Origin of the sequence: Devosia sp. Root635, from assembly GCF_001427605.1 — a bacterium.
Lineage (GTDB): Bacteria > Pseudomonadota > Alphaproteobacteria > Rhizobiales > Devosiaceae > Devosia.
Genome location: NZ_LMGZ01000021.1, coordinates 37,538 through 62,413, shown reverse-complemented (window position 1 = coordinate 62,413; position 24,876 = coordinate 37,538). Strand labels below are relative to the sequence as shown.

Here is a 24,876-nt window from a genome sequence, read left to right as displayed (position 1 = left end):
GCGCTCTGCCCCCGGGAGTGACCAGGATGTCCAAAGAGACAACGAACGGCGAAACCTCGAAGAACACGCTTTACTGCTCGTTCTGCGGGAAATCCCAGCACGAGGTTCGCAAGCTGATCGCCGGTCCGACCGTGTTCATCTGCGATGAATGCGTCGAGCTGTGCATGGACATCATCCGCGAAGAGAACAAGACCTCGATGGTCAAGTCCTCCGATGGCGTGCCGACCCCTGCCGAGATCTGCAAGGTGCTCGACGACTATGTCATCGGCCAGTTCCGCGCCAAGCGCGTGCTCTCCGTGGCCGTCCACAACCACTACAAGCGGCTGCACCATGCCAGCAAGAACCAGGATGTCGAACTCTCCAAGTCCAACATCCTGCTGATCGGTCCCACCGGTTCGGGCAAGACGCTGCTGGCCCAGACGCTGGCCCGTATTCTCGACGTGCCCTTCACCATGGCCGATGCCACGACGCTCACCGAAGCCGGCTATGTCGGCGAGGATGTGGAAAACATCATCCTCAAGCTGCTGCAGTCGGCCGACTACAATGTGGAAAAGGCCCAGCGCGGCATCGTCTATATCGACGAAGTCGACAAGATTTCCCGCAAGTCGGACAATCCGTCCATCACCCGCGATGTATCGGGCGAAGGTGTGCAGCAGGCCCTGCTCAAGATCATGGAAGGCACCGTGGCTTCGGTTCCGCCCCAGGGCGGCCGCAAGCACCCGCAGCAGGAATTCCTGCAGGTGGACACGACCAATATCCTGTTCATCTGCGGCGGCGCCTTTGCCGGGCTGGAAAAGATCATCTCGGCCCGCGGCGAAGGCTCGGGCATCGGCTTCTCGGCCGTGGTCAAGGACCCCAACGACCGTCGCGTCGGCCAGATCCTCGCCGATGTCGCCCCGGAAGACCTGGTGCGCTTTGGTCTGATCCCCGAATTCATCGGCCGCCTGCCTGTGCTGGCGACGCTGGAAGACCTCGATATCGCCGCCCTGATCGAAATCCTCACCGCCCCCAAGAACGCCCTGGTGCGCCAGTACCAGCGCCTGTTCCAGATGGAGGAAGTGGAACTCACCTTCCACGAGGACGCCCTCAAGGCGATCGCCGAAAAGGCCATCGAGCGCAAGACCGGCGCCCGCGGCCTCCGCTCGATCATGGAAGCGATCCTGCTCGACACCATGTACGACTTGCCCTCGCTTGAAGGCGTCGAGGAAGTGGTGATCAGCGAGGAAGTGGTGAAGGGCAAGGATGTGCGTCCGCTCTACATCTATTCCGAGCGCAAGAAGGACGAAGAGCCGGCAACGGCATAACGTCTTCAGCAATAGAATTTTGCAAACGCCGGGCCATGCGCCCGGCGTTTTGTCTTCTCCCCTTGCTCTCCCATGCAGTCGTTTGCATATAGTTGCCGTGGCGTCCGGCACGGGCGCCGGGGGGAACGACGTGCCGACGCTTGATGTCGACAAGGTGGTGGAACTGACCTCGGTGCTGTTCGCAGCAGCGCTGGACCAGTCCTATTGGCAGACCTTCCTCACGCGCCTGTCGACCTCTGCCGGCATGGTCAGCACCCATCTCTACGGCTATGACGTCAAGACGCGCTTCGCGCCGGAGCCGCTGTATTACGGCTATGATCCGGACTTCATGGCCACCTATGCCGAGCATTACGGGCAATTGAATGCGTGGGCCGACGGATTGGCGCGTGCGCCCGTCGGTGTACCGGTGACCTCGGCGCAGTGCTTGCCCGAAGAAGAGCTGTTTGCGACCAGTTTCTACAATGAGTGGGTGCTGCCGCAGGGCGATGTGCGCACCGGGGCCGGGGTCGTGCTGGCGCGTGACCATTCGCGCTTCTTCGTGCTGGGCGGCAACATGGAGCAGCGCTACGCTCACTACGAAGATGGCTGGTTACGCACGCTGCGGATTCTGGCGCCGCATATGCGCCATGCCCTCGAGATCGGGCGGGTCCATTTCGATGGGATCGCCCATGCCGAATTGGGCGATCCCGTGGTCCCGGGCGGGGGTGGGGCTATTCTCGCCATCAACGGCGCAAGGCAGGTCCGATATGCCAACAGCCAGGCGCTGGAACTGGCGGAGCAGGGCGCCTGGCTGCGCTATGATGCGTTGGGCCGGCTGCATTTCGTCGATCCATATGCCGATTCCGCGTTGCAGAAAGCCCTGTCGGGGCTGAGCGACGGACGGGCTTCGGTATCGTCAGTCGTGCGGGCGCAGGACCGGTGGGGGCATGGCGGCGTGGTGCGCATGGGCCGCCTCGATAGCGACAAGCTCGGCAGCATCCCCCTTGGCCTGCCGCCGGGCTCTTCCGAGCCCTATCTGCTGGTCGCCCTGCGGCCGCAGGTCAGCGCCGCGGCGCTTGATGCCCAATTGCAGGCCGAGTTCGGCATGACGGTGAGCGAGATTGCCGTTGCGGTCATGGTCGCTGATGGCCTGACCATCGACGAGATCGCCCGCCAGCGCGATGTCTCGCTGCATACCGTGCGCGACCAGGTGAAGGCCGGCATGCACAAGCTCGGCGTGGCGCGGCAGGTCGGCATGGTACGGGCCATCGCCGACCTGCGTAGCCGGATCCTGGGCTGATCGCATCAATCATGGATGCAGGCCACACCGCTGTTCCCGCCCGCGCCCGCATATCTCCTGTGCGTTCACGTCTTAACCGTCACAAAAGCGCGAAGGTTGACTTGCGGGCCCCATAGGCGAACCTATTTATTAACCGGAATCAGCCCAGCCTCGAATGCTGGAGCTGTCTATAACGGGCGCGCACCTCTCTCCTTCCTCCCGCGCGCCCCGGAAAGGATACGAGATGACGGACGTCACCCCCGCCACTGGCGATTTCAGCCGGGACCGGGTTTACCCAGTTCTACCCCTGCGTGATATCGTCGTTTTCCCCGGCATGATCGTGCCGCTGTTCGTCGGCCGCGAGAAATCCGTCAAGGCGCTTGAAGAAGTCATGCGCGACGACAAGCACATCCTCGTCGTGACCCAGAAGAACGCGCAGGACGACGATCCGGCTCCGGACCAGATTTACGCCACCGGCACCATCGCCACCGTGCTGCAGCTGCTCAAGCTGCCCGACGGCACCGTCAAGGTGCTGGTGGAAGGGCTCAACCGCGCCACCATCGACCGGTACTTGCAGACCGAGGACTATTTCGAGGCCGAGGCTTCCATCCTGCCCGAGCCGGAGGAAGACGCCACCGAGATCGAGGCTTTGTCGCGTTCGGCCACCACCGAATTCGAGAGCTATGTGAAGCTCAACAAGAAGATTTCGGCCGAGGTCGTCGCCGCCGTCGGGCAGATCGAGAACCACAGTAAGCTCGCCGATACCATTGCCAGCCACCTCGTCATCAAGATCAACGAGAAGGAAGACCTGCTCTCGACCGTTTCGGTCGCCGAGCGCTTCCAGAAGATTCTCGGCCTGATGGAAGGCGAGATCGGCGTGTTGCAGGTGGAAAAGCGCATCCGTTCCCGCGTCAAGCGCCAGATGGAAAAGACGCAGCGCGAATATTACCTCAACGAGCAGATGAAGGCGATCCAGAAGGAACTGGGCGACGGCGAAGAGGGCTCCAACGAGATCCAGGAGATCGAGGAGCGCATCGCCAGGACCCGTCTGTCCAAGGAAGCCCGGACCAAGGCCGAGGCCGAGCTGAAAAAGCTCAAGTCGATGAGCCCGATGTCGGCCGAAGCCACCGTCGTCCGCAACTATCTCGATACGTTGCTCGGCCTGCCCTGGGGCAAGAAGAGCAAGGTCAAGCGCGACCTGGTCCTCGCCGAAAAGGTGCTGGATGAGGATCACTATGGCCTCGAAAAGGTCAAGGAACGCATCCTCGAATATCTGGCCGTGCAGGGCCGCACCGGCACCCTCAAGGGCCCGATCCTCTGCCTCGTCGGCCCTCCGGGCGTCGGCAAGACCTCGCTGGGCAAGTCGATCGCCAAGGCGACGGGCCGCGAATTCGTGCGCATGGCCTTGGGCGGCGTCCGTGACGAAGCCGAAATCCGCGGCCACCGCCGCACCTATATCGGCTCCATGCCCGGCAAGGTCATCCAGTCGCTCAAGAAGGTCGGCAAGTCCAATCCGCTCTTCCTGCTCGACGAGATCGACAAGATGGGCCAGGACTTCCGCGGCGACCCGTCCTCGGCACTGCTCGAAGTGCTCGATCCCGAGCAGAACCACACCTTTGCCGATCACTATCTCGAGGTCGACTACGACCTGAGCGACGTGATGTTCGTCACCACCTCGAACACGCTCAACATTCCCGGCCCGCTGATGGACCGCATGGAGATCATTCGCCTGTCCGGCTATACCGAGCAGGAGAAGCACGCGATCGCCAAGCAGCACCTGATCCCCGAGACGCTCAAGGAAAACGGCCTCGCCCATGGCGAGTTCGAGCTGTCCGACGAGATGCTGACCGCCCTGATCCAGCGCTATACCCGCGAAGCGGGCGTGCGTAACCTCAAGCGCGAAATCAGCAAGCTGATGCGCAAGGCCGTGACCGAGATTGTCAAGACGAAGGTCAAGACCGTGGTCATCGATGAGGAAAAGCTCACCCGCTTCCTCGGCGCCGACATCTACAAGCACGGCGAAATCGAAGCCGAATCGCAGGTCGGCCTGGTGACGGGCCTGGCCTGGACCTCGGTTGGCGGCGAGCTGCTGACCATCGAAGGCGTGATGACGCCGGGCAAGGGCCGCATGACGGTCACCGGCAACATCAAGGAAGTGATGAAGGAATCGCTGACTGCGGCAACGGCCTATGTCCGTTCACGCTCCATCGATTTCGGCATCAAGCCGCCGATGTTCGACACGCGCGACATCCATGTCCACCTGCCCGAAGGCGCCACCCCCAAGGATGGTCCCTCGGCTGGTATCGGGCTGGCCACCGCCATCGTCTCCGTCATGACCGGCATTGCCGTCCGCAACGATGTCGCCATGACCGGCGAGATCACTTTGCGGGGCAGGGTGCTGCCCATCGGCGGCCTCAAGGAAAAGCTCCTCGCAGCGCTGCGCGGTGGCATCAAGACCGTCCTGATCCCCGAAGAGAACGTTCGCGACCTCGCCGAGATCCCTGACATCGTCAAGGAAGGCATGGAAATCGTGCCGGTTTCCCGCATGGACCAGGTCATCGAGCGCGCGCTTGTCCGCAAGCCCGAGCCGATCGAATGGAATTTTGAGGAAACCACGCCTGCGGTTTCGACCACGGTCGACACCGGCGAAGACGCCACAGCCGGCCTGCCGCACTAAACAGGCTGGGATTGAATGAAAAACGGCGGTCCACAAAGGGCCGCCGTTTTGTTTTGCGGGCTATGGCACCGTCCGGCCCTTTGAGTGGAGCCCCCCTCGCCCCCTGTGGGAGAGGGGGCTTCGTCCAGAAGAAATTGCGGGTGAGGGGTCTGCGTCCTGCCATGCTTCAATGCCGGGGCTGGCCCCGCGTCCCCTCATCCGCCCGGAGCCTGCCTTCGGGCGCGAAGCGACCCGGAGGGCACCTTCTCCCACGAGGGGAGAAGGAGAGCATCGCGGGATGCAGCGCCATCCAACCCGCCCCATTCACCGCTCCGCCAAACTCCGCTTCATCCCCTCCACCATATAGCGCAGCCCGCCCTCGAACACGGCTTCGGTATTGATGGTTCCCGTCTTGAACAGCGGCACCAGCGCTTCCGACAACAGGGGGAATGCCGCCACCTCCGCCATCGCGTTGACGCCGTCATCGGCTTCCTCGTCGCTGCGTTCGCGCTCGCCCTGTTCCTCCAGCACGTAGCCCACCACATAGCGGGTCACCGAGATGGCGATGCCGAAGGCCTCCGCCGGTGAAAAGCCCGCATCGACATAGAGCCGCAACACCTTTTCGGTGTCGGCGAACTCGCTCTCCGATGGCCGTGTGCCGGCCGTGAGGCGCGCGCCATCCCGCACCGAGAGGAGCGTCGACCTGATGCTGCGGGCATTGGCGAAGGTGAAGTCCACCCAGTCCTGTCCGGGCGATGGCAGGCGATGGGTGTGGTACCGCGCCAGCATCGCGCTGTTCACCGCGTCGAGCAAAGCCGACTTGTCCTTGAAATGCCAATACAGCGCCGGCTGCTGCACGCCCAGGCGTTCGGCCAGCTTCCGCGTCGTCAGCTTGTCGATGCCCACCGCGTTGAGCAGAGCCAGCGCCTCGTCGACGATACGATCACGATCAATAGCCATGCACGCCCCTTGACTTATCGATGATAAGGGTGCTTATCGCCGATAAATTGATTTATCACCGATAAAGTACCTCTGGAGGTCCTCGTGAACAAGGCCCTGATTGTCATTCTTGCCACTGTAGCCATCGACGCCATTGGCGGTGGCCTCATTTTCCCCATCCTGCCCGACCTGCTGGCCGAGGTCACCGCCAATGGTGACATCGCTCTGCTCTACGGCCTCATGCTGGTGGTCTATGCGCTGATGCAGTTCATCTTCTCCCCGGTTCTGGGCGCGCTCAGCGATCGCTTCGGCCGGCGCCCGGTACTGCTGCTCTCGCTGGCCGGCACCTTGATCGATTACCTGGTCATGGCGCTTTCGCCGCTTGGCTGGATTCTCGTGGTCGGCCGGGCCATGGCCGGCATCACCAGCGCCAACATGGCGGTGGCCAGCGCCTATATCACCGACATCACCCCGCTGGATCAGCGCGCGCAACGCTTCGGCCTTGTGGGCGCCGTGATGAGCACCGGCTTTATCATCGGCCCGGTGATCGGCGGCGTCATGGGCGCCTGGTGGTTGCGGTCGCCCTTCCTGGCGGCGGCGGCATTCAACGGCATCAACCTGCTCGTCGCCCTCTTCGTGCTGCCGGAAAGCCGCAAGGCCAGCCAAGGCAAGTTCGACGTCAAGGAGCTAAACCCGCTGCGCCCGCTGGTCTGGCTGTGGAATTTCAGGCCCCTGCTGCCCATGGTCACCGTATCGGTCGTCTTCGGCCTCGTTGCGGCAATCCCCGGAACCATCTGGGTGCTGTACGGCGCCGCGCGTTTTGGCTGGGATTTGGTGCATATGGGCCTGTCCTTCGCCGTGTTCGGCATCTGCGGCACGCTGACCCAGGCATTTCTCGTCGGGCCGCTGTCGCGCCGCTTCGGCGATCTGGGAACACTGATGATCGGCGTCGCCTTCGATATGCTGGCCTATATCCTGATGGCCTTCGCCGACCAGAGCTGGATGGGCTATGCGGTAGCGCCGCTCTTTGCCCTGGGCGGCGTCGCCATGCCGGCGCTGCAGTCGCTGCTGACCAGTCGCGTCGGCGATGACCAGCAGGGTCAGTTGCAGGGCGTGATGGCCAGCCTGATGAGCCTCGCCGGCATCGTCGGGCCGGTGCTGACCACAGCGATATTTTTCTCGACCAAGGACATCTGGATCGGCACGATCTGGATCGTCGGGGCAGGGCTCTATCTGCTGGCAACACCGCTGTTCGCCACGGTCAGGACGCCAAAGACCGTGGCCGCGTGAGCAGCCGCGCATAGAGCATACCCCGGTCCCCCATATGACCTCATGACATCAACTGACGCGATGTCATCCCGGCGCAGGCAGGGATCCATGTCCGCATTGGTCCGAAAGCCCGGAGCAGGGCGAGGCGCGCGGGGCAGGTGCCTGGATAATCCAGAACTCGACCTCGCCAAATCCGCCGCTCCTCCCCTGGACGCAGGGGGAATCGCATATGAAAACGGGCAGGCCGCAATGTTTCAGTCGACTCCCTCCCCTTGCGGGGAGGGTTCAAGGGTGGGGGATGTTTAGCCCCGATATCGGGGCCAACCCACCATTGGGGGATGGAGTCGACCGCAATATTTGCCGCCCGCAGGTTCATGGACGAATACCCCCCGAGGGGAGTGTTCCGGCAAGGCGTACGGGCCCGGCTGGTTACGACAAGAGTGCCTGGACATGTCCGCATTACGAGCAGGCGTCGTACAGCTCCCAGCTCGCGTCGTTGTAGTTGCCGGCCTCGAACTCGATCGCCTGGTCGCCATACTGGATGACGATCATGTCCTTTGCCACGGGCAGTGCTGTAGCAATCCGGTCCCAGCCCGCGGCGCCCTCGTAGAGCGTGAGTTCCACCACATCTGCACCCAGCCTATCGCTGCGTCCCCGCGCAGGGACAAATCCATGGCTGCCGCGCGGGTCGCCGTTTATTTCGAAGGCGACCTGCACGTCACCGGAGCCGGCATCGGCATCCGACCAGATTTGGTTGGTCGTGAGCCGCATGGCATAGCTGCCCATCAGCGCGTCACAGATCATCCTGAGTTCAAACTGGCCGGTCTGGTCCACCTGGCTGATCGCGGGGATGAAGTCGTCATCCTCAAGGATCCAGGCCTGGGCCGGACCGATCATGGCCAGCATCGCCGCGCTGATCGCCACCACGAAGTTTTTTGTCATCGGGAAATTCCATTTTGCTGAGTACCCCATCGTGCCAGCACCTGCCGAGGCGATCAGCCCTCGAATAGGGGGCACGTCAAAGGCGGCGCAATGCCCGCCGGCCCTGCTGCCACCCTCTGTCAGCACCGGCCTTCATAACCAGCCGGGCTTGTAACGCGCCCGTGAACACCCTACTTCCCTTTGCCGGCTGGCGGCTACCAGGAGCATCCCTTGAACAAGGCCCTCATCGTCATTCTCGCCGCCGTCACGCTCGATTCCATCGGCATCGGCCTGATCTTTCCCATCCTGCCGGCTTTGTTGCGCGATGTCGGGCATATGTCCGAGGTCGCTACGCTGCTCGGCATTATGCTGGCGCTCTATTCAGCCTGCCAGTTCCTGTTCTCGCCCATTCTGGGCGTGCTCAGCGACCGCTTCGGCCGCCGTCCGGTCCTGCTGGTCTCGCTGGCCGGCGCCGCCATCGACTATCTCGTCATGGCCTTCGCGCCCGAGCTCTGGATGTTGGTGCTGGGCCGCGCCATTTCGGGCATTACCAGCGCCAATATGGCGGTGGCGACGGCCTACATCACCGACATTTCGACCGAGGAAGAACGCGCCAGGCGCTTCGGCCTGTTCCATGCCATGTTCGGCATCGGCTTCATCATCGGGCCGGTGCTGGGCGGCGTGCTGGGCGATATCTGGGTTCGCGCACCCTTTATCGCGGCGGCCCTGCTCAATGGCGTCAACTTCGCCCTGGCCCTGTTCGTGCTGCCCGAATCGCGCAAGGGCACGCCAGGGGCGAAATTCGATTGGGATACGCTCAACCCGTTCAAACCGCTCAAATGGGCCTTCGATTTCAAGGCCCTGATTCCCCTGATGGCCATCTTCGTCATCATGAATTTCGTCGGCACCATCTATGGCACCATGTGGGCGCTGTTCGGTGAGGATGCCTTCCACTTCGATGGATTGATGATCGGCCTGTCGCTCGGTGCCTATGGCGTCTTCCATGCCGGCGCCCAGGCCTTTCTCACCGGTCCCGCCGTGGCGCGGCTCGGCGAGCGCTGGGCGCTGGTCGTCGGCATGGCCTGCGAACTCACCGCCCTTGGCATTATGGGGATCGCGACCCAGGGCTGGATCGTCTTTGCCCTGGCGCCGCTCTTCGCGCTCGGCGGCATCGGCATGCCGGCGTTGCAATCGCTCACCACGACTCAGGTGGGGCCCGACAAGCAGGGGCAGTTGCAGGGCGTGCTGGCGAGCCTGGTCAGCCTGGCTGCGGTCTTCGGCCCCCTGTTTTTCAGCTTCACCTATTTCGCCATCCGGGGCACCTGGCCGGGGCTGATCTGGATCATCGGGGCCGGAATTTACCTGTTGGCACTACCCCTTATGCTGGGAATCAGGCGCCGGGCCACGCCGGCTCCCGCGGTTGGCGAATAGGCTCGGAACAGGCAGGAAAGCCCGGAAAACCGGCGAAAACCAACAATCCGGACTTGCGAGGCTGAAGTTTCCGGTCCATTAACAGCTTTGCACCGTCCGGCCTCGTGAAAAGCCCGGAAATCCTTGCCTTTCGTACAGAATCGACCAAGGGTTGCCGCGTTTTAGGTTCGCCAGCGAGGGCGGGCAATTCACTGTGAGGAAACGCTATGAACAAGAACGATCTGGTTGGCGTCGTCGCCGACAAAGCGACGATCACCAAGGCACAGGCCGCTGAAGCTGTGGACGCAGTGTTCGAGGCAATCACCGGCTCGCTGAAGTCCGGTGAAGAAGTCCGTCTGGTCGGTTTCGGCACCTTTGCCGTATCGCAGCGCAAGGCTTCGACCGGTCGCAACCCGGCCACCGGCGCCGAGATCAAGATCCCGGCCTCCAACCAGGCCAAGTTCAAGCCCGGCAAGGGCCTGAAGGACGCGATCAACTAAGACCGCTCCTGGATCGGCATACCGATCGGCCCCGAGCGCTTTGCGCCGGGGCCATTTCATTTTTGCCGGTTGACGCTGGCGGGCAGGGGCCCTAATCAGGGCCACCTTCGCGGACCATTCGGTCCTGCGGGCGATTAGCTCAGTTGGTAGAGCGCTTCGTTTACACCGAAGATGTCGGCGGTTCGAGCCCGTCATCGCCCACCATCGTTTCCCCCTCTCGATGTTAGCAGTCTGCTAACGAATTCGCCCGTCGCGCGAATCTCACCTTACGCTTCAGGCAATTGCCGCTAGCGCCTGTGGCGCAGGCACTTTTCCACATCTGGCTTCGACATTCATGAAAATGTCGCGTCGATCCCAACTTGCTCGCTTGACTTGGACCAAGGTGCTCGGTAAACGGACGCCACGTTGCGCGAACGACCAGTTCGCCCGCGCTGCGGGAGTAGCTCAGTTGGTTAGAGCGCCGGCCTGTCACGCCGGAGGTCGCGGGTTCGAGCCCCGTCTCTCGCGCCACCCTTTCTCTTTGAAATTGCCAGAGACTTGCAAGGGTGGTGCCTGATGGCATTGTCCGCTTTTCGCTTGAGCAGGCGCCGACATTTGTCCGGCGCGCTAAAGTCGAACTGATAGCGCCGGCGTGCTTCAACCCCAGCCATTCCCAGCCTCAGCGGGGCGCCGCTCCGCCGCATTCCTCCGCCGAAGCCGATGTCCCCAGCGACTTATCTCCCCATCCTTGACAGCATTTCAATTTGCTAATACGCATAACTGCTAATACGCATTAGCGGCTTGAGGAGAACGCAATGGCGGCTGCAAAGCGCCTGACGCAACGCGACATCGCTCGGTTGGCCGGGGTGAGCCAGGCGACCGTATCGCTGGTGCTGAACGGCGCCGATGGCAATGACGGCCGCATTCCCGCCGAAACCCGCAATCGGGTGAACAAGGTCATCCGCGACACCGGCTACGTCGCCGATCCGGTCGCCCGCCGCATGGTCAAGGGCCTCAACCGCATCCTCGGCGTTTTCACCTACGAGCCGGCCTTTCCCTCGGCGCAAGCAGACTTTTTCACGCCCTTCCTGCTCGGCATCGAGGAGGCGGCGCAGGAGCTGGGCTACGACCTGCTGTTGCTCACCGGCGCCGGCACCAGGCGCAAGATCTTCGGCGACAATGTCCGCCTGCGCCTTGCCGACGGCTGCATCATCCTGGGTCGCCAGTTCGATCCAGCCGAGCTGGAGCGCCTGGTAACCGGCGACTTTCCTTTCGTCGCCGTCGGCCGCCGCGACGATGCCGGCGGTCCCGTGCCCTATGTCGGCGGCGACTATGCCCCCGCCACCTCGGCCTTGGTCCACCGCGCCCGCGACCTCGGCCACCACCGCATCGCCTATGTCGGCCTCAATCAGGGTGCCGAATCCTCTGAGGATCGCTGGCAGGGCTTTCAGGAGGCCATCGGCGGGGCCGATCTCGTCACCAATATCAATGCCGTCGGCCGCCCCGCCGCCGAAGTGCTCGACATCCTGCTCGCCGCCGACGCCACCTGCGTTTTCTTCACCGAGCTGGCCGACGCGATCGCCGTCGAGGCGCTGGCCCGCAATCGTGGTCTCTCCATTCCCGGCGATTTGTCGATCGTGGTGATCGGCAACCACATCCGGGCCGAGCAGGCCACCGGCACCCGGTTCACCTCCTTTGCCATCCCGCGCGAGGCCATGGCCCGCGCCGCCACGCAGATGCTGGTGCGTCGCGTCGAGGACGATGCGCCCGTCGAGCAATTGCTGCTGCCTTGCGAACCGGTCGAGGGCGAAACCCTCGGCCCCGTTTCCACCCAGACCATCCGGATCAAATGACCAAAGAATTGCGCGCGGACATCCTCATCACCGGCGGCGGGCTGGGCGGCGTAGCCGCTGCGCTCGGCGCCTTGCGCTCGGGCCGCACCGTCATCATGAGCGAGGAATATGATTGGCTTGGCGGCCAGCTCACCAGCCAGGCCGTGCCGCCCGACGAGCATAGCTGGGTCGAGCAGTTCGGCGTCACCCGCAGCTATCGCCAGCTCCGCAACGGCATCCGCCAGTATTATCGCGATCACTATCCGCTGACGGCGGAAAGCCGCGCCTGGGGCGATCTCAACCCCGGTGCCGGCTGGGTCAGCCGGCTCTGCGCCGAACCTCGCGTCGGCGTCGCCGTAATCGAAGCTATGCTGGCGCCATGGCGCGGCGGCGGGCAGCTCATTGTGTTGCAGCCCTATCGGCCCGTGACCGCCGATGTCGACGGCGATACTGTCCGCTCGATCACGCTGCAACATCGCGATGGCGGCGCGCGTATCGAGGTTTCCGCCGACTATGTGGTGGACGCCACCGAGCTTGGCGACCTGCTGCCGCTCACCGGCACCGAATATGCCAAGGGCTTCGAAGCGCAGTCCGATACCGGCGAGCCCAGCGCGCCGGCGGTGGCCCAGCCCGACAATGTGCAGGCTGTGTCGGTATGCTTCGCCATCGATCACGTCGACGGTGACCAGACCATCGACAAGCCGGAAAACTATGATTTCTGGCGGCAATACCAGCCCGAATTCTGGGGCGGCCCGCTGCTGGGCTTCAAGGCGCCGCATCCGCGCACGCTCGAAATCACCGAACGCAGCTTCACGCCCAATCCGGACGACGACCCGCTGCTGGTCGATGCCGATCAGCGCCGCAATCCCGGCGACGGCAATCTCTGGACCTTCCGCCGTATCGCCGCCCGGCGCAATTTCGTGCCCGGCGCCTATGGCTCGGACATCTGCCTCGTGAACTGGCCGATGATCGACTATATGGAACACACGATCATCGATGTGTCCGAGAACGAGAAGGCGCACCACCTCAAGGCCGCCGCCGATCTCTCCTATGCGGTGTTCTACTGGCTGCAGACCGAAGCCCCGCGCGTCGATGGCGGGGTCGGCTTTCCCGGCCTGCGCCTGCGCGGCGACGTCACCGGCACCGATCATGGCCTGGCCATGGCGCCCTATATCCGGGAAAGCCGCCGCATTCTGCCAGTTACCCGCATCGTGGAGCAGGACGTGTCGATGGCCGTCCATGGCAATGCCCTGTCGCGGTCCTACAGGGACAGCATCGGTATCGGCATGTACCGCATCGATCTCCATCCCTCCACGGGTGGCGACAACTATGTCGACGTGGAATCCGCGCCCTTCGAAATCCCGTTGGGGGCGCTGCTGCCGCGCCGGGTGAAGAACCTGCTGCCGGCCGGCAAGAATATCGGCACCACCCACATCACCAACGGTTGCTACCGGCTGCATCCGGTCGAGTGGAATGTCGGCGAAGTCGCCGGCCTGCTCGCCGCGCACTGTCTCAATCACGGGCTCACACCGCACCAGGTGCAGGAAAACCAGGCCCAGCTCACCGACTTCCAGGCACGTCTCCATGGCGAGGGGATCGAGATCCACTGGCCCGACGTACGCGGATATTGAACGACTCAACAGGAGGAACAAACCAATGAAGATTTCCCAACTGAAGACCACGGCGGCCGTCGCCGGAATCCTGCTGCCCCTGGCCTGGTCCGGCACCGCCTGGGCCCAGGACGCTGTCAACCTGCGCATGACCATCTGGAGCGCCAACGAGGCGCATCTGGCCATGTTCAACGAGATCGCCGAGGGCTTCAAGGCGACCCATCCCAATGTCACGGTCAGCTTCGAGCCGCTGCCTTTCGACAGCTACACCACCACGCTCACCACCCAGATCGCCGGTGGCAACCCGCCCGACCTGGCCTGGATTCTGGAAACCACCGCCGCCGACTTCGTCAATTCCGGCGCGCTGGCACCCCTGACCGACGCCTTCACCGCCACCGAAGGGTACGACATCGCCGATGTCAGCGAGCAGGCCACCGCTTTGTGGACCAAGGACGGCCAGCTTTACGCCTATCCCTTCTCCACCTCGCCCTTCGCCATTTTCGTCAACAACGACGTTATCAAGGCCGCTGGCGCCAAGACCCCGGCCGAGCTGATCGCCGAGGATGCCTGGACCTGGGACAATGCCTTTGCCAGCGCGGCCGCAGTCGGCCAATCCGGCAAGACGGGCCTCGTCCTGCGCGATTTCAAGTACCAGGTCTGGCAGAACATGGCCTCCATCTGGAACGGCTGGGGCGCGTCGCCCTGGAGCGCCGATGGCAAGACCTGCACCTTCACGGACAAGGCAATGGTCGACGCCATGACCGCCATTCACAAGGCGATCTTCACCGACAAGGCCATGCCCGGACCGGGCGAGGACATCGATTTCTTCGCCGGAGAAACCGGCATGACCATCACCCAGATCAGCCGCGCCTCGCTGCTGCCCAAGGAAAATCCCTTCGATTGGGATCTGGTCCCGCTGCCGGCCGGCCCGGTCGGCCACTATGCCGTGGTCGGCCAAGCCGGCGTCGGCGCCTTTGCCGCCAGCCCCAATGCCGCGACGGCCGTGGAGTTCCTCGCCTATATGACCAACCCTGAAAACAGCCAGAAGCTGGCCCAGTTCTTCCCGCCGGCCCGGGCCAGCCTGCTCAACGCCGAGACGCTGGCCTCGACCAACCCGCTGCTTTCGGCCGAGCAGATCGACAACGTGGTGATCGATGGTATCTCCACCGGCTCGGTGCTGCCGGGGCACACCAACTTCGCCCAGATCCAGCAGACCGTCCGTTCCTCGCTCGACAGCCTCTGGGTTGCCGATGCCGATATCCCCGCCGTGCTGCAATCGGTCTGCGACAGCGTCGGCCCGTTGCTGGCGCGCTGAGGCGCAGATCAAGCAGTCGCCTCCCTCCCCGTACGGGGAGGGATCAAGGGTGGGGGGTAGGCTGGCCCGGATATCGGGGCTCTCGCCCCCCACCCCGACCCTCCCCGCAAAGGGGAGGGAGAAGGAAAGAGCATGACCATCGCGGCCGACACTCCACGAAGAAAGCGTCCCTTCTGGACCATTGAGCGCCGCGACGCCGCTGCCGGCTATGCCTTCATCGCGCCGCAGCTTATCGGCATCGTCACCTTCGTATTGTTTCCGCTGGGCCTGGTCTTTTACTATTCGCTGCACGAGTGGAACGTGCTGGCCAATACGTTCAACTATGTCGGCGCCGCCAACTACCAGATGCTGCTGGCCGACAAGGCGCTGCCGCAGGTCCTGTTGTCATCGGCCGTGTTTTCCGCAGGGCTCGTCGTCCTCAACATGAGCCTGGCCTTGCTGCTGGCCGTACTGCTCGACCAGAAGCTCAAGGGCATCACCCTTTTCCGCACGCTGTTCTTCTCGCCGGTCGTCGTTTCGCTGGTCGCCTGGACCATCGTCTGGAGCTTCCTGCTGCAGAACAACGGCGGCATCAACGGATTGCTGCAACTGATCGGCGTCGAGGGCCCCAACTGGCTGCGCACGCCGACAACCGCGATGATTTCAGTCATCGTCGTACAGGTGTTCAAGAATGTCGGGCTCAACATGATCCTGTTCCTAGCCGCCCTCCAGGGCGTGCCCAGGGAACTGTACGAGGCCGCGCGGGTCGATGGGGCAGGGCGCTTCAAGCAGTTCCGCCGCATCACGCTGCCGCTGATCTCGCCCACCATCCTGCTGACCTCGATCATCACCATCGTCGGCTCGTTGCAGGTCTTCGCCCAGATCGCGGTGCTGACCCAGGGCGGGCCCGGCATGACGACGACCGTGCTGGTCTATTATCTCTACCAGCAGGCCTTCCAGTTCCACTTCTTCGGCTACGGCTCGACGCTGTCGATCCTGCTGTTCGTGATCGTCGCGCTGCTCACCTTTGTCCAGTGGCAGATGCGCAAGCGGATCGTCTTCTATGAAAACTGATCTCTCCCCCCGCATGAAAGTCGCGCTCTACGGGCTGATGTGCGTGCTGCTGATCCCCTTCGTCTTCCCGACCTGGTGGATGCTCACCTCATCGGTGAAACCGATCAGCGATATCTTCGCCTTCCCGCCCGACCTGTGGCCGCGCCGCTTCGACTTTTCCACCTATGCCAGGGTGTTCGAGCTGCAACCCTTCGCGCGGCAGTATTGGAACTCGGCCTATATCGCCGCCTTGGTCACTGGCGGGACCATGATCATCTCGTCCATGGCCGGCTACGCTTTCGCGCGCATCAAGTTCCCCTTCAGCAATGCCATCTTCATGGTCGTGCTCCTGGGGCTGCTGATCCCGTCGGAAGTTACCATCGTGCCGCTGTTCCAGATGTTCCTCAAATGGGGGATGATCAATACGCACTGGCCGCTGATCCTCGTGCCCATTTTCGGCGCGCCTTCGGTCTTTGCCACCTTCGTCATGCGCCAGTTCTTCATCGCCCTACCGGTCGAGCTGGAAGAGGCCGCCCGCGTCGATGGCCTGGGACGCTTCAAGATTTTCTGGCTCATCGCCCTGCCGCTGGCCAAGCCGGCGCTCGGTGCCGTGGCCATCTTCACCTTCCTCCACTCGTGGAACCTCTATCTCGAACCCATCGTATTCCTCTCCTCGACGCAGATGTTCACCCTGCCGCAGGCACTGACCCAGTTCACCGACGCCTATGGCGGCGCCATGTGGAACATCCAGCTCGCCGCGGCGACCATGACGGCCATTCCGGTTCTTTTGGTCTTCATCGTGGCGCAGAAGCAATTCGTCGAAGGGCTGGCCCATACCGGGCTGAAAGGCTGACTCATGGCTCCCGTTACCCTCAAATCCATCACCAAGAGCTATGGCACGACGCCTGTGCTGCACGGCATCGACATCGACATCGCCGATGGGGAATTCGTCGTACTGGTCGGCCCGTCGGGCTGCGGCAAGTCCACCCTGCTGCGCATGATCGCCGGTCTTGAAACCGTCACAGGCGGCGACATCTCCATCGGCGCCAGGGTGGTCAACGATCTCGAACCCAAGGACCGGGACATCGCCATGGTGTTCCAGAATTATGCGCTCTATCCGCATATGACGGTCGCCACCAATATGGGTTTCTCCCTGGAGCATCGCGGCGCCGGCAAGGCGGAAATCGCCGAGCGCGTGAACTGGGCCGCCGACATCCTCGGCCTCAGGCCGCTGCTCGATCGCTATCCGCGCCAGCTTTCCGGCGGCCAGCGCCAGCGCGTCGCCATGGGCCGGGCCATCGTACGCAACCCGCAGGTGTTCCTGTTCGACGAGCCGCTTTCCAACCTCGATGCGAAGCTGCGCGTGGTCATGCGCGGCGAGATCAAGGGACTGCACCAGCGGCTCGGTGTCACCACTGTCTACGTCACCCATGATCAGGTGGAAGCCATGACCATGGCCGACAAGATCGTGGTGATGAATGGCGGTCGTGTGGAGCAGGTCGGCGCGCCGCTCGACCTCTATGATCGGCCGGCCAATCTTTTCGTCGCTGGCTTCATCGGCTCCCCGGCCATGAACGCCATCGCCGGCCGGATCACTGCGGACGGCTTCATGGCCGGCGATGTCACCCTGCCGCTGCCGCCCGGCGTCAGCCGGGCCGACAACGCCGTCTATGGCATCCGCCCCGAGCACCTGTCCCTGGCCGCGGCCGGCGTCCCCGCCATCGTCAAGCTGGTCGAGCCGATGGGCTCGGAAACCCAGGTCACTCTGACCTTGGGCGAGCATACCGTCATCGGCGTATTCCGCGAGCGGCTTAAGTCGCAGCCCGGCGAGACGGTTCATCTGCAGCCAGATCTCACCGCCATCCATCTCTTCGATGCCACAACGGGCGGCAGGCTCAACTGACCGATCAGGGCTTCATTTCGCCGTGAGGCAGGTGATCCTCTGTAACCGGAGGCGCATACAGGACGAACTGACGAGCAAGTTGTTCCAACCAAGGTTTGCAAAATGCCCAGTTCCTCTTCGACCGGCCGCCGTGCCGTCCTGGCCGCGCTGCTCGTCCTGCCTGCGCTGACATTCATCCAATGGAGTCAAACGACCGCCGCCCAGGAAGCGCCCGTCGAGATTCCACCCCCCGCCACGGACCTCGCCGATACCGGCACAACGGCCAAAGCCGTTTTCGCCGGCGGCTGTTTCTGGGGTGTGCAGGGCGTGTTCCAGCATGTGACCGGCGTGACCCGTGCCGTTTCCGGCTATTCCGGGGGCGCCGCCGAAACCGCAACCTACGAGCAGACCGGCAGCGGCAGCACCGGCCATGCCGAAACCGTGGAGGTCACCTATGACCCCTCGGTGGTGAGCTATGGCAAGCTGCTGCAGATCTATTTCTCTGTCGCCCACAATCCGACCCAGCTCAACTACCAGGGCCCCGACCACGGTACGCAGTATCGCTCGACCATCTTCCCGTTGAGTGACGAGCAGGCCGATATCGCCAGGGCCTATATCGCCCAGCTCGATGAAACCGGCCTTTTCGAAGGGCCGATCGTCACCACGATAGAGCCGTTCAAGGCTTTTTACCCGGCCGAGCAATATCATCAGGATTTCCTGACGCTGAATCCCACCTGGCCCTATATCGCTTTCCACGACCTGCCCAAGATCGCGGCGCTCAAGGCCCTGTTTCCCGATGCCTATCGCGACGATCCGGTGCTGGTAGGCACGCTCTAGAACCGGACAAAAGCGTTGCCGGTCCCGACTGTGACCGATCGGCAACGCAAAGCCGCTGCCCTATTCTGGCCGCCTGAGCGACGGGTTTTCGCCCGCAAACCCAAGCAAACCAATGCTGTCGGCTGTTCCCGAAACCCGGAATCATCGGGTCGCATTCCGGGAAAGGCCCCCATGACCCAGGGCGGAACCGGCGCGAAGGCACCGCGTTCATCAAGTCCGGACGGTCCAGTAGTAAGGAGAACAGCGATGAGCTTGTTCAACAAAATGGCGCTTGCGGCGCTCGCCACCACCATCCCGATGGGCAGCACCTTTGCCGCGGACCTGATCACGGTCCCCACCAGCACTCCCGCCGAGATGCCGGTCTACGAGGAACCCGGTTTTGACTGGAGCGGCTTTTATGCCGGTGTCTATGGCGGCGCTCAGAATGGCAATACCAGCGGCACGCAATATGGGCTTGGGGTCCAGGCCGGCGTCAATGCCCAGTTCGACTTCTACCTGCTGGGTGCCGAAGTCGCCGTGCATGGGTTGAGCGGCGGCAGCGTCGGCGAGACTACTTATGGCCAGATTCTCGGCCGGGCCGGCCTTGTCGTCAGCGACGATGTGCTGGTCTACGCGGCGGGCGGCTATGGCATAGACCTTGGCCCGCCCGATGAGCAGGACGTGCTGCTGGGTGGCGGCGTGGAACTCGCGGTCACCGACAGCATCACCGTCGAAGCGCAATACCTCCACGGCTTCCCGCTCGATGGCGGAACCAATGCCAAGGACCAGTTCACCGTTGGCGCGAACTTTCACTTCTAGTTCGAATCGATCGCCGGAATTACGGCCCCGCCCCGGCGGGGCCGTTTCGTTTTGGGCCATAACAGACGCTTGATGGAGAGACTCAGTCGGGTCCAGATTGCGACACCTCGTCGCCGTATCGGTCTGCTCGATAGATCAAATTTGTCTCAAATTGGGCCAATTGCGCGGCATTGGCGCAACACCCGCCCTCAAATGGTCATCTGGCGTTATCCGCATTGCCTAATTTGAGCGACCAAAGGGTTGTCACGCGCGTTACCCTGATGCATCTAGTCGTTCGACTACGGTTAACTCTATGGGAGTGCAAGATATGTTTGTACGTTCGCTTACCCTCGGTGTGGCTGCTGCCGCGCTGCTCGTTGGTGGTGCTCAGGCCGCCGACCTCATCATCCCGACCACCCCGCAGCCGATCTATGAAGCTGCTGGTTTCGATTGGGAAGGTCTCTATGCAGGCGTTCGCGCCGGCGGCCAGTTCACCGGCTCCGATGCCAGCACCTATGCTACCGTTCCCGTCAACACGACCTCGGGTGTGCTCGGCGCTGCCCTCGGCGTGAACTTCATCCCCGTCGATCCTTTCCTGATCGGCGCTGAAGTCACCGGCGACTACCTCTGGAACAGCAGCGCCACCAACAGCAGCGAATTCTTCGCTAACCTGCGCGCTGGTGCTGTCGTGACCGACTCGGTTCTCGTCTATGCCATCGGTGGTCTCGGCACGCATAACCGCGGCGCCGTGAATACCGGCGTGTACCAGCTCGGTGGCGGTGTTGAACTGGCCGTGACCGATGCAATCACCGTTCGCGGTGAAATCGTCGGCCAGGGCGACTTCGACGGTGCTGCCGACTCCTTCTTCGAAGGTGCCAAGGCAACCGTTGGCGTGTTCTACCACTTCTAAGTTTTGCAATCGGGCAGGGCGGTTCACCGCCCTCCTGACCTAGCGTCTTGCAAACCCAATTCGGCGAACCGCTAACACGGTTCGCCGTTTTGGTTTGGCCGTGTCGCATGCCTGTTTTGCGGCCGCTCCCAGTTCCTGCCCGTTTCCAAAATGACCGCGAATCCGAGCATGCTGTTGCCGGCAGGAGCGTGCCCGGAATGCGGATATTGCGGGCCTTTGCTCCCTGCATATATGATTGTACCGATCATATTTTCTTTCCCTTGAAACCGGATAGCCAAAGGTCTAAGCCCAAGCCATCAACGTTTGCGTTGGTTCGCTCGCCCCAATTGCCTGCGCAACTCTCGCACCCGGTCGCCCGGCCGGACTAGAAACAGGCTGCCGCATGACCGACTTGCTCAGCGACTATCTGCCGATTGTCATTTTCCTTGGCGTGGCCGGCCTTATCGGCCTTGCCCTGCTGGTTGCTCCGTTCATCGTTGCCGTGAAGAACCCTGACCCCGAGAAGGTTTCGGCGTTCGAGGCGGGCTTCGATGCCTTTGACGATGCGCGCATGAAGTTCGACGTGCGATTCTATCTCGTCGCGATTCTCTTCATCATCTTCGACCTCGAAGTGGCGTTTCTGTTTCCCTGGGCCGTGGCTTTCCGTGAGGTCGGCTGGTTCGGCTTCTGGTCGATGATGATCTTCCTCGCCGTCCTGACTATCGGCTTTATCTATGAATGGCGGAAAGGGGCCCTGGAATGGGATTGAGTGAAGCAACCGGTACGCTGGTCGCGCCGCGCCCCTCGGGCATGGTCGATCCGCGTACGGGCAAAACGGCCGGCGCGGCGGACCCCTTTTTCACCGACGTCACCGACGAACTCGCCGATAAGGGCTTCCTCGTCTCGACCGTATCGCAGCTCGTCAACTGGGCCCGTACCGGCTCGCTGATGTGGATGCAGACCGGCCTGGCCTGCTGCGCCGTCGAGATGATGCAGATGTCGATGCCGCGCTACGATATCGAGCGCTTCGGCACCGCACCGCGCGCCTCGCCGCGGCAGTCCGACGTGCTGATCGTTGCCGGCACGCTGACCAACAAGATGGCTCCGGCCCTGCGCAAGGTCTACGACCAGATGCCGGAGCCGCGCTACGTCATTTCCATGGGTAGCTGCGCCAATGGTGGCGGCTACTATCACTATTCCTATTCGGTCGTGCGGGGGTGCGATCGCGTTTTGCCGGTGGACGTTTACGTCCCGGGCTGCCCGCCCACGGCTGAAGCGCTTCTTTACGGCATTCTGTTGCTGCAAAAGAAAATCCGCCGCACCGGCACCATCGAACGCTAGGGTCACCCAGAATGGATGAAGTAATCCAGGTCGATCCGCTTGTGGACCTTGGCGAGCACATTGCACGCTCCCTCGGCCCGGCGATTCTGCTCCAGGAAGTTGCCTTTGGCGAACTCACCCTGACGGCCGAAAGAGACGCGATTGTGGCGGTAGCCACCTTCCTGCGCGACGACCCGCGCTGCCGGTTCATCAGCTTTGTCGATGTCTGCGGCGCCGACTATCCGGCGCGCGACGAGCGGTTCGATGTCGTCTACCACTTCATGAGCCCGCATCTGAATCAGCGTATCCGCGTAAAGGTTTCGGCTGACGACGTGACGCCGGTTCCGAGCATTACCGGCGTCTTCAAGGGTGCTGAGTGGTTCGAACGTGAGGCCTATGACCTCTACGGCATGCTGTTCTCGGGCCATGGCGATCTGCGCCGCATCCTGACCGACTATGGCTTTGACGGCCATCCGCTGCGCAAGGACTTCCCGACCACCGGGTTCGTGGAGGTCCGCTACGACGAAGAGCGCAAGCGCGTCGTCTACGAGCCGGTCAAGCTGATGCAGGAATATCGTTCGTTCGACTATCTGTCGCCTTGGGAAGGTACCGACTACGTGCTGCCCGGTGACGAGAAGGCCAAGCAATGACTGTTGAAGCCGAAGTTCGCAATTTCACGATCAATTTTGGCCCCGTGCATCCTTCCGCGCACGGCGTGCTGCGCCTGATCCTGGAACTGGACGGCGAAGTCGTCGAGCGCGTCGATCCGCATATTGGCCTGTTGCATCGCGGCACCGAGAAGCTGATCGAATCCAAGACCTATCTGCAGGCCGTACCTTATTTTGATCGCCTCGACTATGTGGCGCCGATGAACCAGGAGCATGCCTTTGCCCTGGCCGTCGAGAAATTGCTCGGGCTCGAAGTGCCGCGCCGCGGTCAACTCATCCGCGTGCTCTATTCGGAAATCGGGCGCCTGCTGGCGCATCTGATGAACGTGACCACGCAGGCCATGGACGTGGGCGCGCTCACTCCGCCGCTCTGGGGTTTCGAGCAGCGCGAAAAGCTCATGGTGTTCTACGAGCGCGCTTCAGGCGCGCGCATGCACGCCGCTTATTTCCGTCCTGGCGGCGTCCACCAGGATCTGCCGCAGGCGTTGATCGACGATATCGACACCTTCTGCTCGACCTTCCCCAAGGCGCTGGATGATATCGACACGCTCCTCACCGAAAACCGCATCTTCAAGCAGCGCAATGTTGATATCGGCGTGGTGAAGCTGGAAGACGCCTGGAATATGGGCTTTTCCGGCGTGATGGTGCGCGGCTCGGGTGCTGCCTGGGACCTGCGCAAGAGCCAGCCTTACGAATGCTATGCCGAGATGGATTTCGACGTTCCGATCGGTAAGAACGGCGACTGCTACGACCGTTATCTCATCCGCATGGAAGAGATGCGTCAGTCGACCCGCATCATGAAGCAGTGCGTGGACAAGCTGAACGCGCCGGATGGCAAGGGTCCGGTGTCCTCGCTCGACGGCAAGGTGGTTCCGCCGAGCCGGGGCGAAATGAAGCGCTCCATGGAAGCGCTGATCCATCACTTCAAGCTCTATACCGAGGGCTACAAGGTTCCGGCCGGCGAGGTCTATGCCGCCGTGGAAGCGCCCAAGGGCGAATTCGGCGTCTATCTGGTCAGCGACGGCACCAACAAGCCCTACCGCTGCAAGATCCGCGCGCCGGGTTTCGCACATTTGTCGGCCATGGATTTCCTGTGTCGCGGCCACATGCTGGCTGACGTCTCGGCTATCCTTGGCTCGCTCGATATCGTGTTCGGAGAGGTTGATCGCTAATGGTTGCGCGTCGCCTTGCGGACGAGTCGGTTCAACCGGCCGCGTTCGCCTTTACTGCTGAAAACGCCAAATGGGCGGAGTGGAAGATCGGGCTCTACCCGACCGGCCGTCAGCAATCTGCCGTTATTCCGCTGCTCATGCGGGCGCAGGACCAGGATGGCTGGGTCAGCCGCGCGACGATCGAGACGATCGCCGACATGCTCGGCATGGCCTATATCCGCGTGCTGGAAGTGGCGACGTTCTACACCCAGTTCCAGTTGCAGCCGGTGGGCAGCCGCGCCCATATCCAGGTTTGCGGCACCACGCCCTGCATGCTGCGCGGCGCCGGGGATCTGATCGACATCTGCAAATCCAAGATCCACCCCGATTCGCACCATCTCAATGCCGATGGCACGATGAGCTGGGAAGAGGTGGAATGTGCTGGCGCCTGCGTCAACGCGCCGATGGTGACGATCTATCACGACACCTATGAAGACCTGACGGCCGAGCGTTTCGAAGAGATTGTCGATGCCTTCGCCGCCGGCAAGGGTGACACGATCAAGCCGGGTCCGCAGATCGACCGGCTGACTTCCGCGGCCGAAGGTGGCCGGACGACGCTGCTCGAAAAGCCGAGTGCCAAGCGCACCAAATTCGTGCCGCCCCCGCCGCCGGCCGATGCCGCGGCGCCTGCGGCCGCCGCACCCGCCCCGACCACGGCGTCCAAGCCGAAGGATGTGAGCGAGGAGGCTGCGCCGGCCCTCAAGGGCACGCCGAAAGGTGCCAAGGTTTCCCAGGCCAAGGCCGAAGGCGAGCGCAAGGCCGCCAATGCTTCGGCCAAGGCCAATGGCAAGCCCAACAAGGCGATGCGTGAAGACGCCACCGGCGCCGAGTCCAAGGCCGCCAAGGTCGATGGCGGCAAGGCACCGGGCAAGGCCACCAAGGCTGCTCCCGCTGTTGGCGCAACGACCACCAGCGCGGCCAAGAGCAAGGCTGCAAAGCCGGGCAAGGCCGCTCCTACCGAAGTGAACCCGGTTGCCGAAAAGGGCGGCTCTGCGCCGCTGTTCAAGGCGCCTAAGGGTGTGCCGGACGATCTCAAGCTGATCTCGGGTGTTGGTCCGGTGCTTGAGAGCAAGTTGCATGCTTTGGGCATCACCAAATGGAGCCAGGTGGCCAAGTTTACCGCCAGTGACATTGCCAAGGTCGAGGACTCGCTGAGTTTCAAGGGCCGCGTGGCCCGCGACAACTGGCTTGCCCAGGCCGCCGCGCTCGCCAAGGGTGGCGAGGCCGAATATATCCGCGTCTTCGGCAAGAAGCCGCGTTAGGAGTA

General features: G+C 62.8%; 22 protein-coding genes and 2 tRNA genes. 22 read left to right on the top strand and 2 right to left on the bottom strand.

Annotation, left to right across the window (positions count from 1 at the left end; all coding sequences use genetic code 11):
• The first annotated feature begins 26 nt into the window (after positions 1-26).
• From clpX to lon, 3 genes are all read left to right on the top strand, one after another.
• Positions 27-1,304 (top strand): ATP-dependent Clp protease ATP-binding subunit ClpX, encoded by a 1,278-nt coding sequence (gene clpX, locus ASD80_RS14400; RefSeq protein WP_056234107.1) that lies wholly within the window; start codon positions 27-29, stop codon positions 1,302-1,304.
• 130 nt (positions 1,305-1,434) lie between these two features.
• Complete coding sequence (locus ASD80_RS14395; RefSeq protein ID WP_162247369.1) at positions 1,435-2,583, top strand: helix-turn-helix transcriptional regulator; 1,149 nt, start codon at positions 1,435-1,437, stop codon at positions 2,581-2,583.
• Positions 2,584-2,806: 223 nt separating this feature from the next.
• A complete protein-coding gene (gene lon / locus ASD80_RS14390; protein WP_056234101.1) occupies positions 2,807-5,239 on the top strand; it encodes an endopeptidase La in 2,433 nt (810 codons plus the stop codon).
• Between the two features lie 303 nt (positions 5,240-5,542).
• On the opposite strand, the gene ASD80_RS14385 is transcribed toward lon, so the two are convergent.
• On the bottom strand, positions 5,543-6,178 hold the full coding sequence (locus ASD80_RS14385) for a TetR/AcrR family transcriptional regulator C-terminal domain-containing protein (RefSeq protein ID WP_056234098.1): 636 nt from the start codon (positions 6,176-6,178) through the stop codon (positions 5,543-5,545).
• A gap of 84 nt (positions 6,179-6,262) precedes the next feature.
• Here ASD80_RS14385 and tet(30) point away from each other — a divergent pair, with 84 nt between their 5' ends.
• On the top strand, positions 6,263-7,447 hold the full coding sequence (gene tet(30) / locus ASD80_RS14380; protein ID WP_082555310.1) for a tetracycline efflux MFS transporter Tet(30): 1,185 nt from the start codon (positions 6,263-6,265) through the stop codon (positions 7,445-7,447).
• 438 nt (positions 7,448-7,885) lie between these two features.
• Here the strand turns inward: tet(30) and ASD80_RS14375 are convergent, their stop codons facing one another.
• Complete coding sequence (locus ASD80_RS14375) at positions 7,886-8,368, bottom strand: hypothetical protein (RefSeq protein ID WP_056234095.1); 483 nt, start codon at positions 8,366-8,368, stop codon at positions 7,886-7,888.
• A 210-nt stretch (positions 8,369-8,578) separates the two neighbouring features.
• On the opposite strand from ASD80_RS14375, the gene ASD80_RS14370 reads away from it, so the two are divergent.
• From ASD80_RS14370 to nuoE, 18 genes are all read left to right on the top strand, one after another.
• Entirely contained in the window at positions 8,579-9,778 is a 1,200-nt protein-coding gene (locus ASD80_RS14370) for a TCR/Tet family MFS transporter (RefSeq protein ID WP_056234454.1), read from the top strand.
• Between the two features lie 206 nt (positions 9,779-9,984).
• Positions 9,985-10,257: an HU family DNA-binding protein gene (locus ASD80_RS14365; protein WP_056234092.1), complete on the top strand. Its 273-nt coding sequence runs from the start codon at positions 9,985-9,987 to the stop codon at positions 10,255-10,257.
• A gap of 128 nt (positions 10,258-10,385) precedes the next feature.
• Positions 10,386-10,461, top strand: a tRNA-Val gene (locus ASD80_RS14360).
• 229 nt (positions 10,462-10,690) lie between these two features.
• Positions 10,691-10,767, top strand: a tRNA-Asp gene (locus ASD80_RS14355).
• A gap of 284 nt (positions 10,768-11,051) precedes the next feature.
• Positions 11,052-12,089 (top strand): LacI family DNA-binding transcriptional regulator, encoded by a 1,038-nt coding sequence (locus tag ASD80_RS14350; protein WP_056234089.1) that lies wholly within the window; start codon positions 11,052-11,054, stop codon positions 12,087-12,089.
• A complete protein-coding gene (locus tag ASD80_RS14345; protein ID WP_200950335.1) occupies positions 12,086-13,699 on the top strand; it encodes an FAD-dependent oxidoreductase in 1,614 nt (537 codons plus the stop codon). The genes ASD80_RS14350 and ASD80_RS14345 overlap by 4 nt, the downstream gene beginning before the upstream one ends.
• 25 nt (positions 13,700-13,724) lie before the next feature.
• Entirely contained in the window at positions 13,725-14,993 is a 1,269-nt protein-coding gene (locus tag ASD80_RS14340) for an ABC transporter substrate-binding protein (RefSeq protein ID WP_056234086.1), read from the top strand.
• A 132-nt stretch (positions 14,994-15,125) separates the two neighbouring features.
• Positions 15,126-16,046, top strand: a complete 921-nt coding sequence (locus tag ASD80_RS14335; protein ID WP_056234084.1) for a carbohydrate ABC transporter permease — start codon at positions 15,126-15,128, stop codon at positions 16,044-16,046.
• Entirely contained in the window at positions 16,036-16,878 is an 843-nt protein-coding gene (locus ASD80_RS14330) for a carbohydrate ABC transporter permease (RefSeq protein WP_056234081.1), read from the top strand. Before ASD80_RS14335 ends, ASD80_RS14330 begins: the two co-directional genes overlap by 11 nt.
• Before the next feature lie 3 nt (positions 16,879-16,881).
• Positions 16,882-17,928 carry an ABC transporter ATP-binding protein gene (locus ASD80_RS14325; protein ID WP_056234079.1) on the top strand — a complete coding sequence of 349 codons (1,047 nt, stop codon included), beginning with the start codon at positions 16,882-16,884 and terminating at the stop codon, positions 17,926-17,928.
• A 102-nt stretch (positions 17,929-18,030) separates the two neighbouring features.
• A complete protein-coding gene (gene msrA / locus ASD80_RS14320) occupies positions 18,031-18,744 on the top strand; it encodes a peptide-methionine (S)-S-oxide reductase MsrA (RefSeq protein WP_056234076.1) in 714 nt (237 codons plus the stop codon).
• Between the two features lie 246 nt (positions 18,745-18,990).
• Positions 18,991-19,542, top strand: coding sequence for an outer membrane protein (locus ASD80_RS14315; RefSeq protein WP_056234073.1), 552 nt, complete (start codon positions 18,991-18,993; stop codon positions 19,540-19,542).
• A gap of 307 nt (positions 19,543-19,849) precedes the next feature.
• Positions 19,850-20,431 carry an outer membrane protein gene (locus ASD80_RS14310; RefSeq protein WP_156460466.1) on the top strand — a complete coding sequence of 194 codons (582 nt, stop codon included), beginning with the start codon at positions 19,850-19,852 and terminating at the stop codon, positions 20,429-20,431.
• A 382-nt stretch (positions 20,432-20,813) separates the two neighbouring features.
• Positions 20,814-21,179, top strand: a complete 366-nt coding sequence (locus ASD80_RS14305; protein WP_056234068.1) for an NADH-quinone oxidoreductase subunit A — start codon at positions 20,814-20,816, stop codon at positions 21,177-21,179.
• A complete protein-coding gene (locus tag ASD80_RS14300; protein ID WP_056234064.1) occupies positions 21,170-21,751 on the top strand; it encodes a NuoB/complex I 20 kDa subunit family protein in 582 nt (193 codons plus the stop codon). The genes ASD80_RS14305 and ASD80_RS14300 overlap by 10 nt, the downstream gene beginning before the upstream one ends.
• An 11-nt stretch (positions 21,752-21,762) precedes the next feature.
• Complete coding sequence (locus tag ASD80_RS14295; protein WP_056234062.1) at positions 21,763-22,380, top strand: NADH-quinone oxidoreductase subunit C; 618 nt, start codon at positions 21,763-21,765, stop codon at positions 22,378-22,380.
• Positions 22,377-23,570 (top strand): NADH-quinone oxidoreductase subunit D, encoded by a 1,194-nt coding sequence (locus ASD80_RS14290; RefSeq protein ID WP_056234058.1) that lies wholly within the window; start codon positions 22,377-22,379, stop codon positions 23,568-23,570. Before ASD80_RS14295 ends, ASD80_RS14290 begins: the two co-directional genes overlap by 4 nt.
• Positions 23,570-24,871: an NADH-quinone oxidoreductase subunit NuoE gene (gene nuoE, locus ASD80_RS14285; RefSeq protein ID WP_056234055.1), complete on the top strand. Its 1,302-nt coding sequence runs from the start codon at positions 23,570-23,572 to the stop codon at positions 24,869-24,871. The genes ASD80_RS14290 and nuoE overlap by 1 nt, the downstream gene beginning before the upstream one ends.
• Positions 24,872-24,876: the final 5 nt, after the last annotated feature.

Excerpts from the sequence above, each read along its gene's own strand:
- clpX (WP_056234107.1), top strand. The coding sequence starts at position 27 with ATGTCCAAAGAGACAACGAACGGCGAAACCTCGAAGAACACGCTTTAC.
- lon (WP_056234101.1), top strand. The coding sequence starts at position 2,807 with ATGACGGACGTCACCCCCGCCACTGGCGATTTCAGCCGGGACCGGGTT.
- ASD80_RS14385 (WP_056234098.1), bottom strand. The coding sequence starts at position 6,178 with ATGGCTATTGATCGTGATCGTATCGTCGACGAGGCGCTGGCTCTGCTC.
- ASD80_RS14375 (WP_056234095.1), bottom strand. The coding sequence starts at position 8,368 with ATGACAAAAAACTTCGTGGTGGCGATCAGCGCGGCGATGCTGGCCATG.
- ASD80_RS14365 (WP_056234092.1), top strand. The coding sequence starts at position 9,985 with ATGAACAAGAACGATCTGGTTGGCGTCGTCGCCGACAAAGCGACGATC.
- ASD80_RS14350 (WP_056234089.1), top strand. The coding sequence starts at position 11,052 with ATGGCGGCTGCAAAGCGCCTGACGCAACGCGACATCGCTCGGTTGGCC.
- ASD80_RS14345 (WP_200950335.1), top strand. The coding sequence starts at position 12,086 with ATGACCAAAGAATTGCGCGCGGACATCCTCATCACCGGCGGCGGGCTG.
- ASD80_RS14340 (WP_056234086.1), top strand. The coding sequence starts at position 13,725 with ATGAAGATTTCCCAACTGAAGACCACGGCGGCCGTCGCCGGAATCCTG.
- ASD80_RS14335 (WP_056234084.1), top strand. The coding sequence starts at position 15,126 with ATGACCATCGCGGCCGACACTCCACGAAGAAAGCGTCCCTTCTGGACC.
- ASD80_RS14330 (WP_056234081.1), top strand. The coding sequence starts at position 16,036 with ATGAAAACTGATCTCTCCCCCCGCATGAAAGTCGCGCTCTACGGGCTG.
- ASD80_RS14325 (WP_056234079.1), top strand. The coding sequence starts at position 16,882 with ATGGCTCCCGTTACCCTCAAATCCATCACCAAGAGCTATGGCACGACG.
- msrA (WP_056234076.1), top strand. The coding sequence starts at position 18,031 with ATGCCCAGTTCCTCTTCGACCGGCCGCCGTGCCGTCCTGGCCGCGCTG.
- ASD80_RS14315 (WP_056234073.1), top strand. The coding sequence starts at position 18,991 with ATGAGCTTGTTCAACAAAATGGCGCTTGCGGCGCTCGCCACCACCATC.
- ASD80_RS14310 (WP_156460466.1), top strand. The coding sequence starts at position 19,850 with ATGTTTGTACGTTCGCTTACCCTCGGTGTGGCTGCTGCCGCGCTGCTC.
- ASD80_RS14305 (WP_056234068.1), top strand. The coding sequence starts at position 20,814 with ATGACCGACTTGCTCAGCGACTATCTGCCGATTGTCATTTTCCTTGGC.
- ASD80_RS14300 (WP_056234064.1), top strand. The coding sequence starts at position 21,170 with ATGGGATTGAGTGAAGCAACCGGTACGCTGGTCGCGCCGCGCCCCTCG.
- ASD80_RS14295 (WP_056234062.1), top strand. The coding sequence starts at position 21,763 with ATGGATGAAGTAATCCAGGTCGATCCGCTTGTGGACCTTGGCGAGCAC.
- ASD80_RS14290 (WP_056234058.1), top strand. The coding sequence starts at position 22,377 with ATGACTGTTGAAGCCGAAGTTCGCAATTTCACGATCAATTTTGGCCCC.
- nuoE (WP_056234055.1), top strand. The coding sequence starts at position 23,570 with ATGGTTGCGCGTCGCCTTGCGGACGAGTCGGTTCAACCGGCCGCGTTC.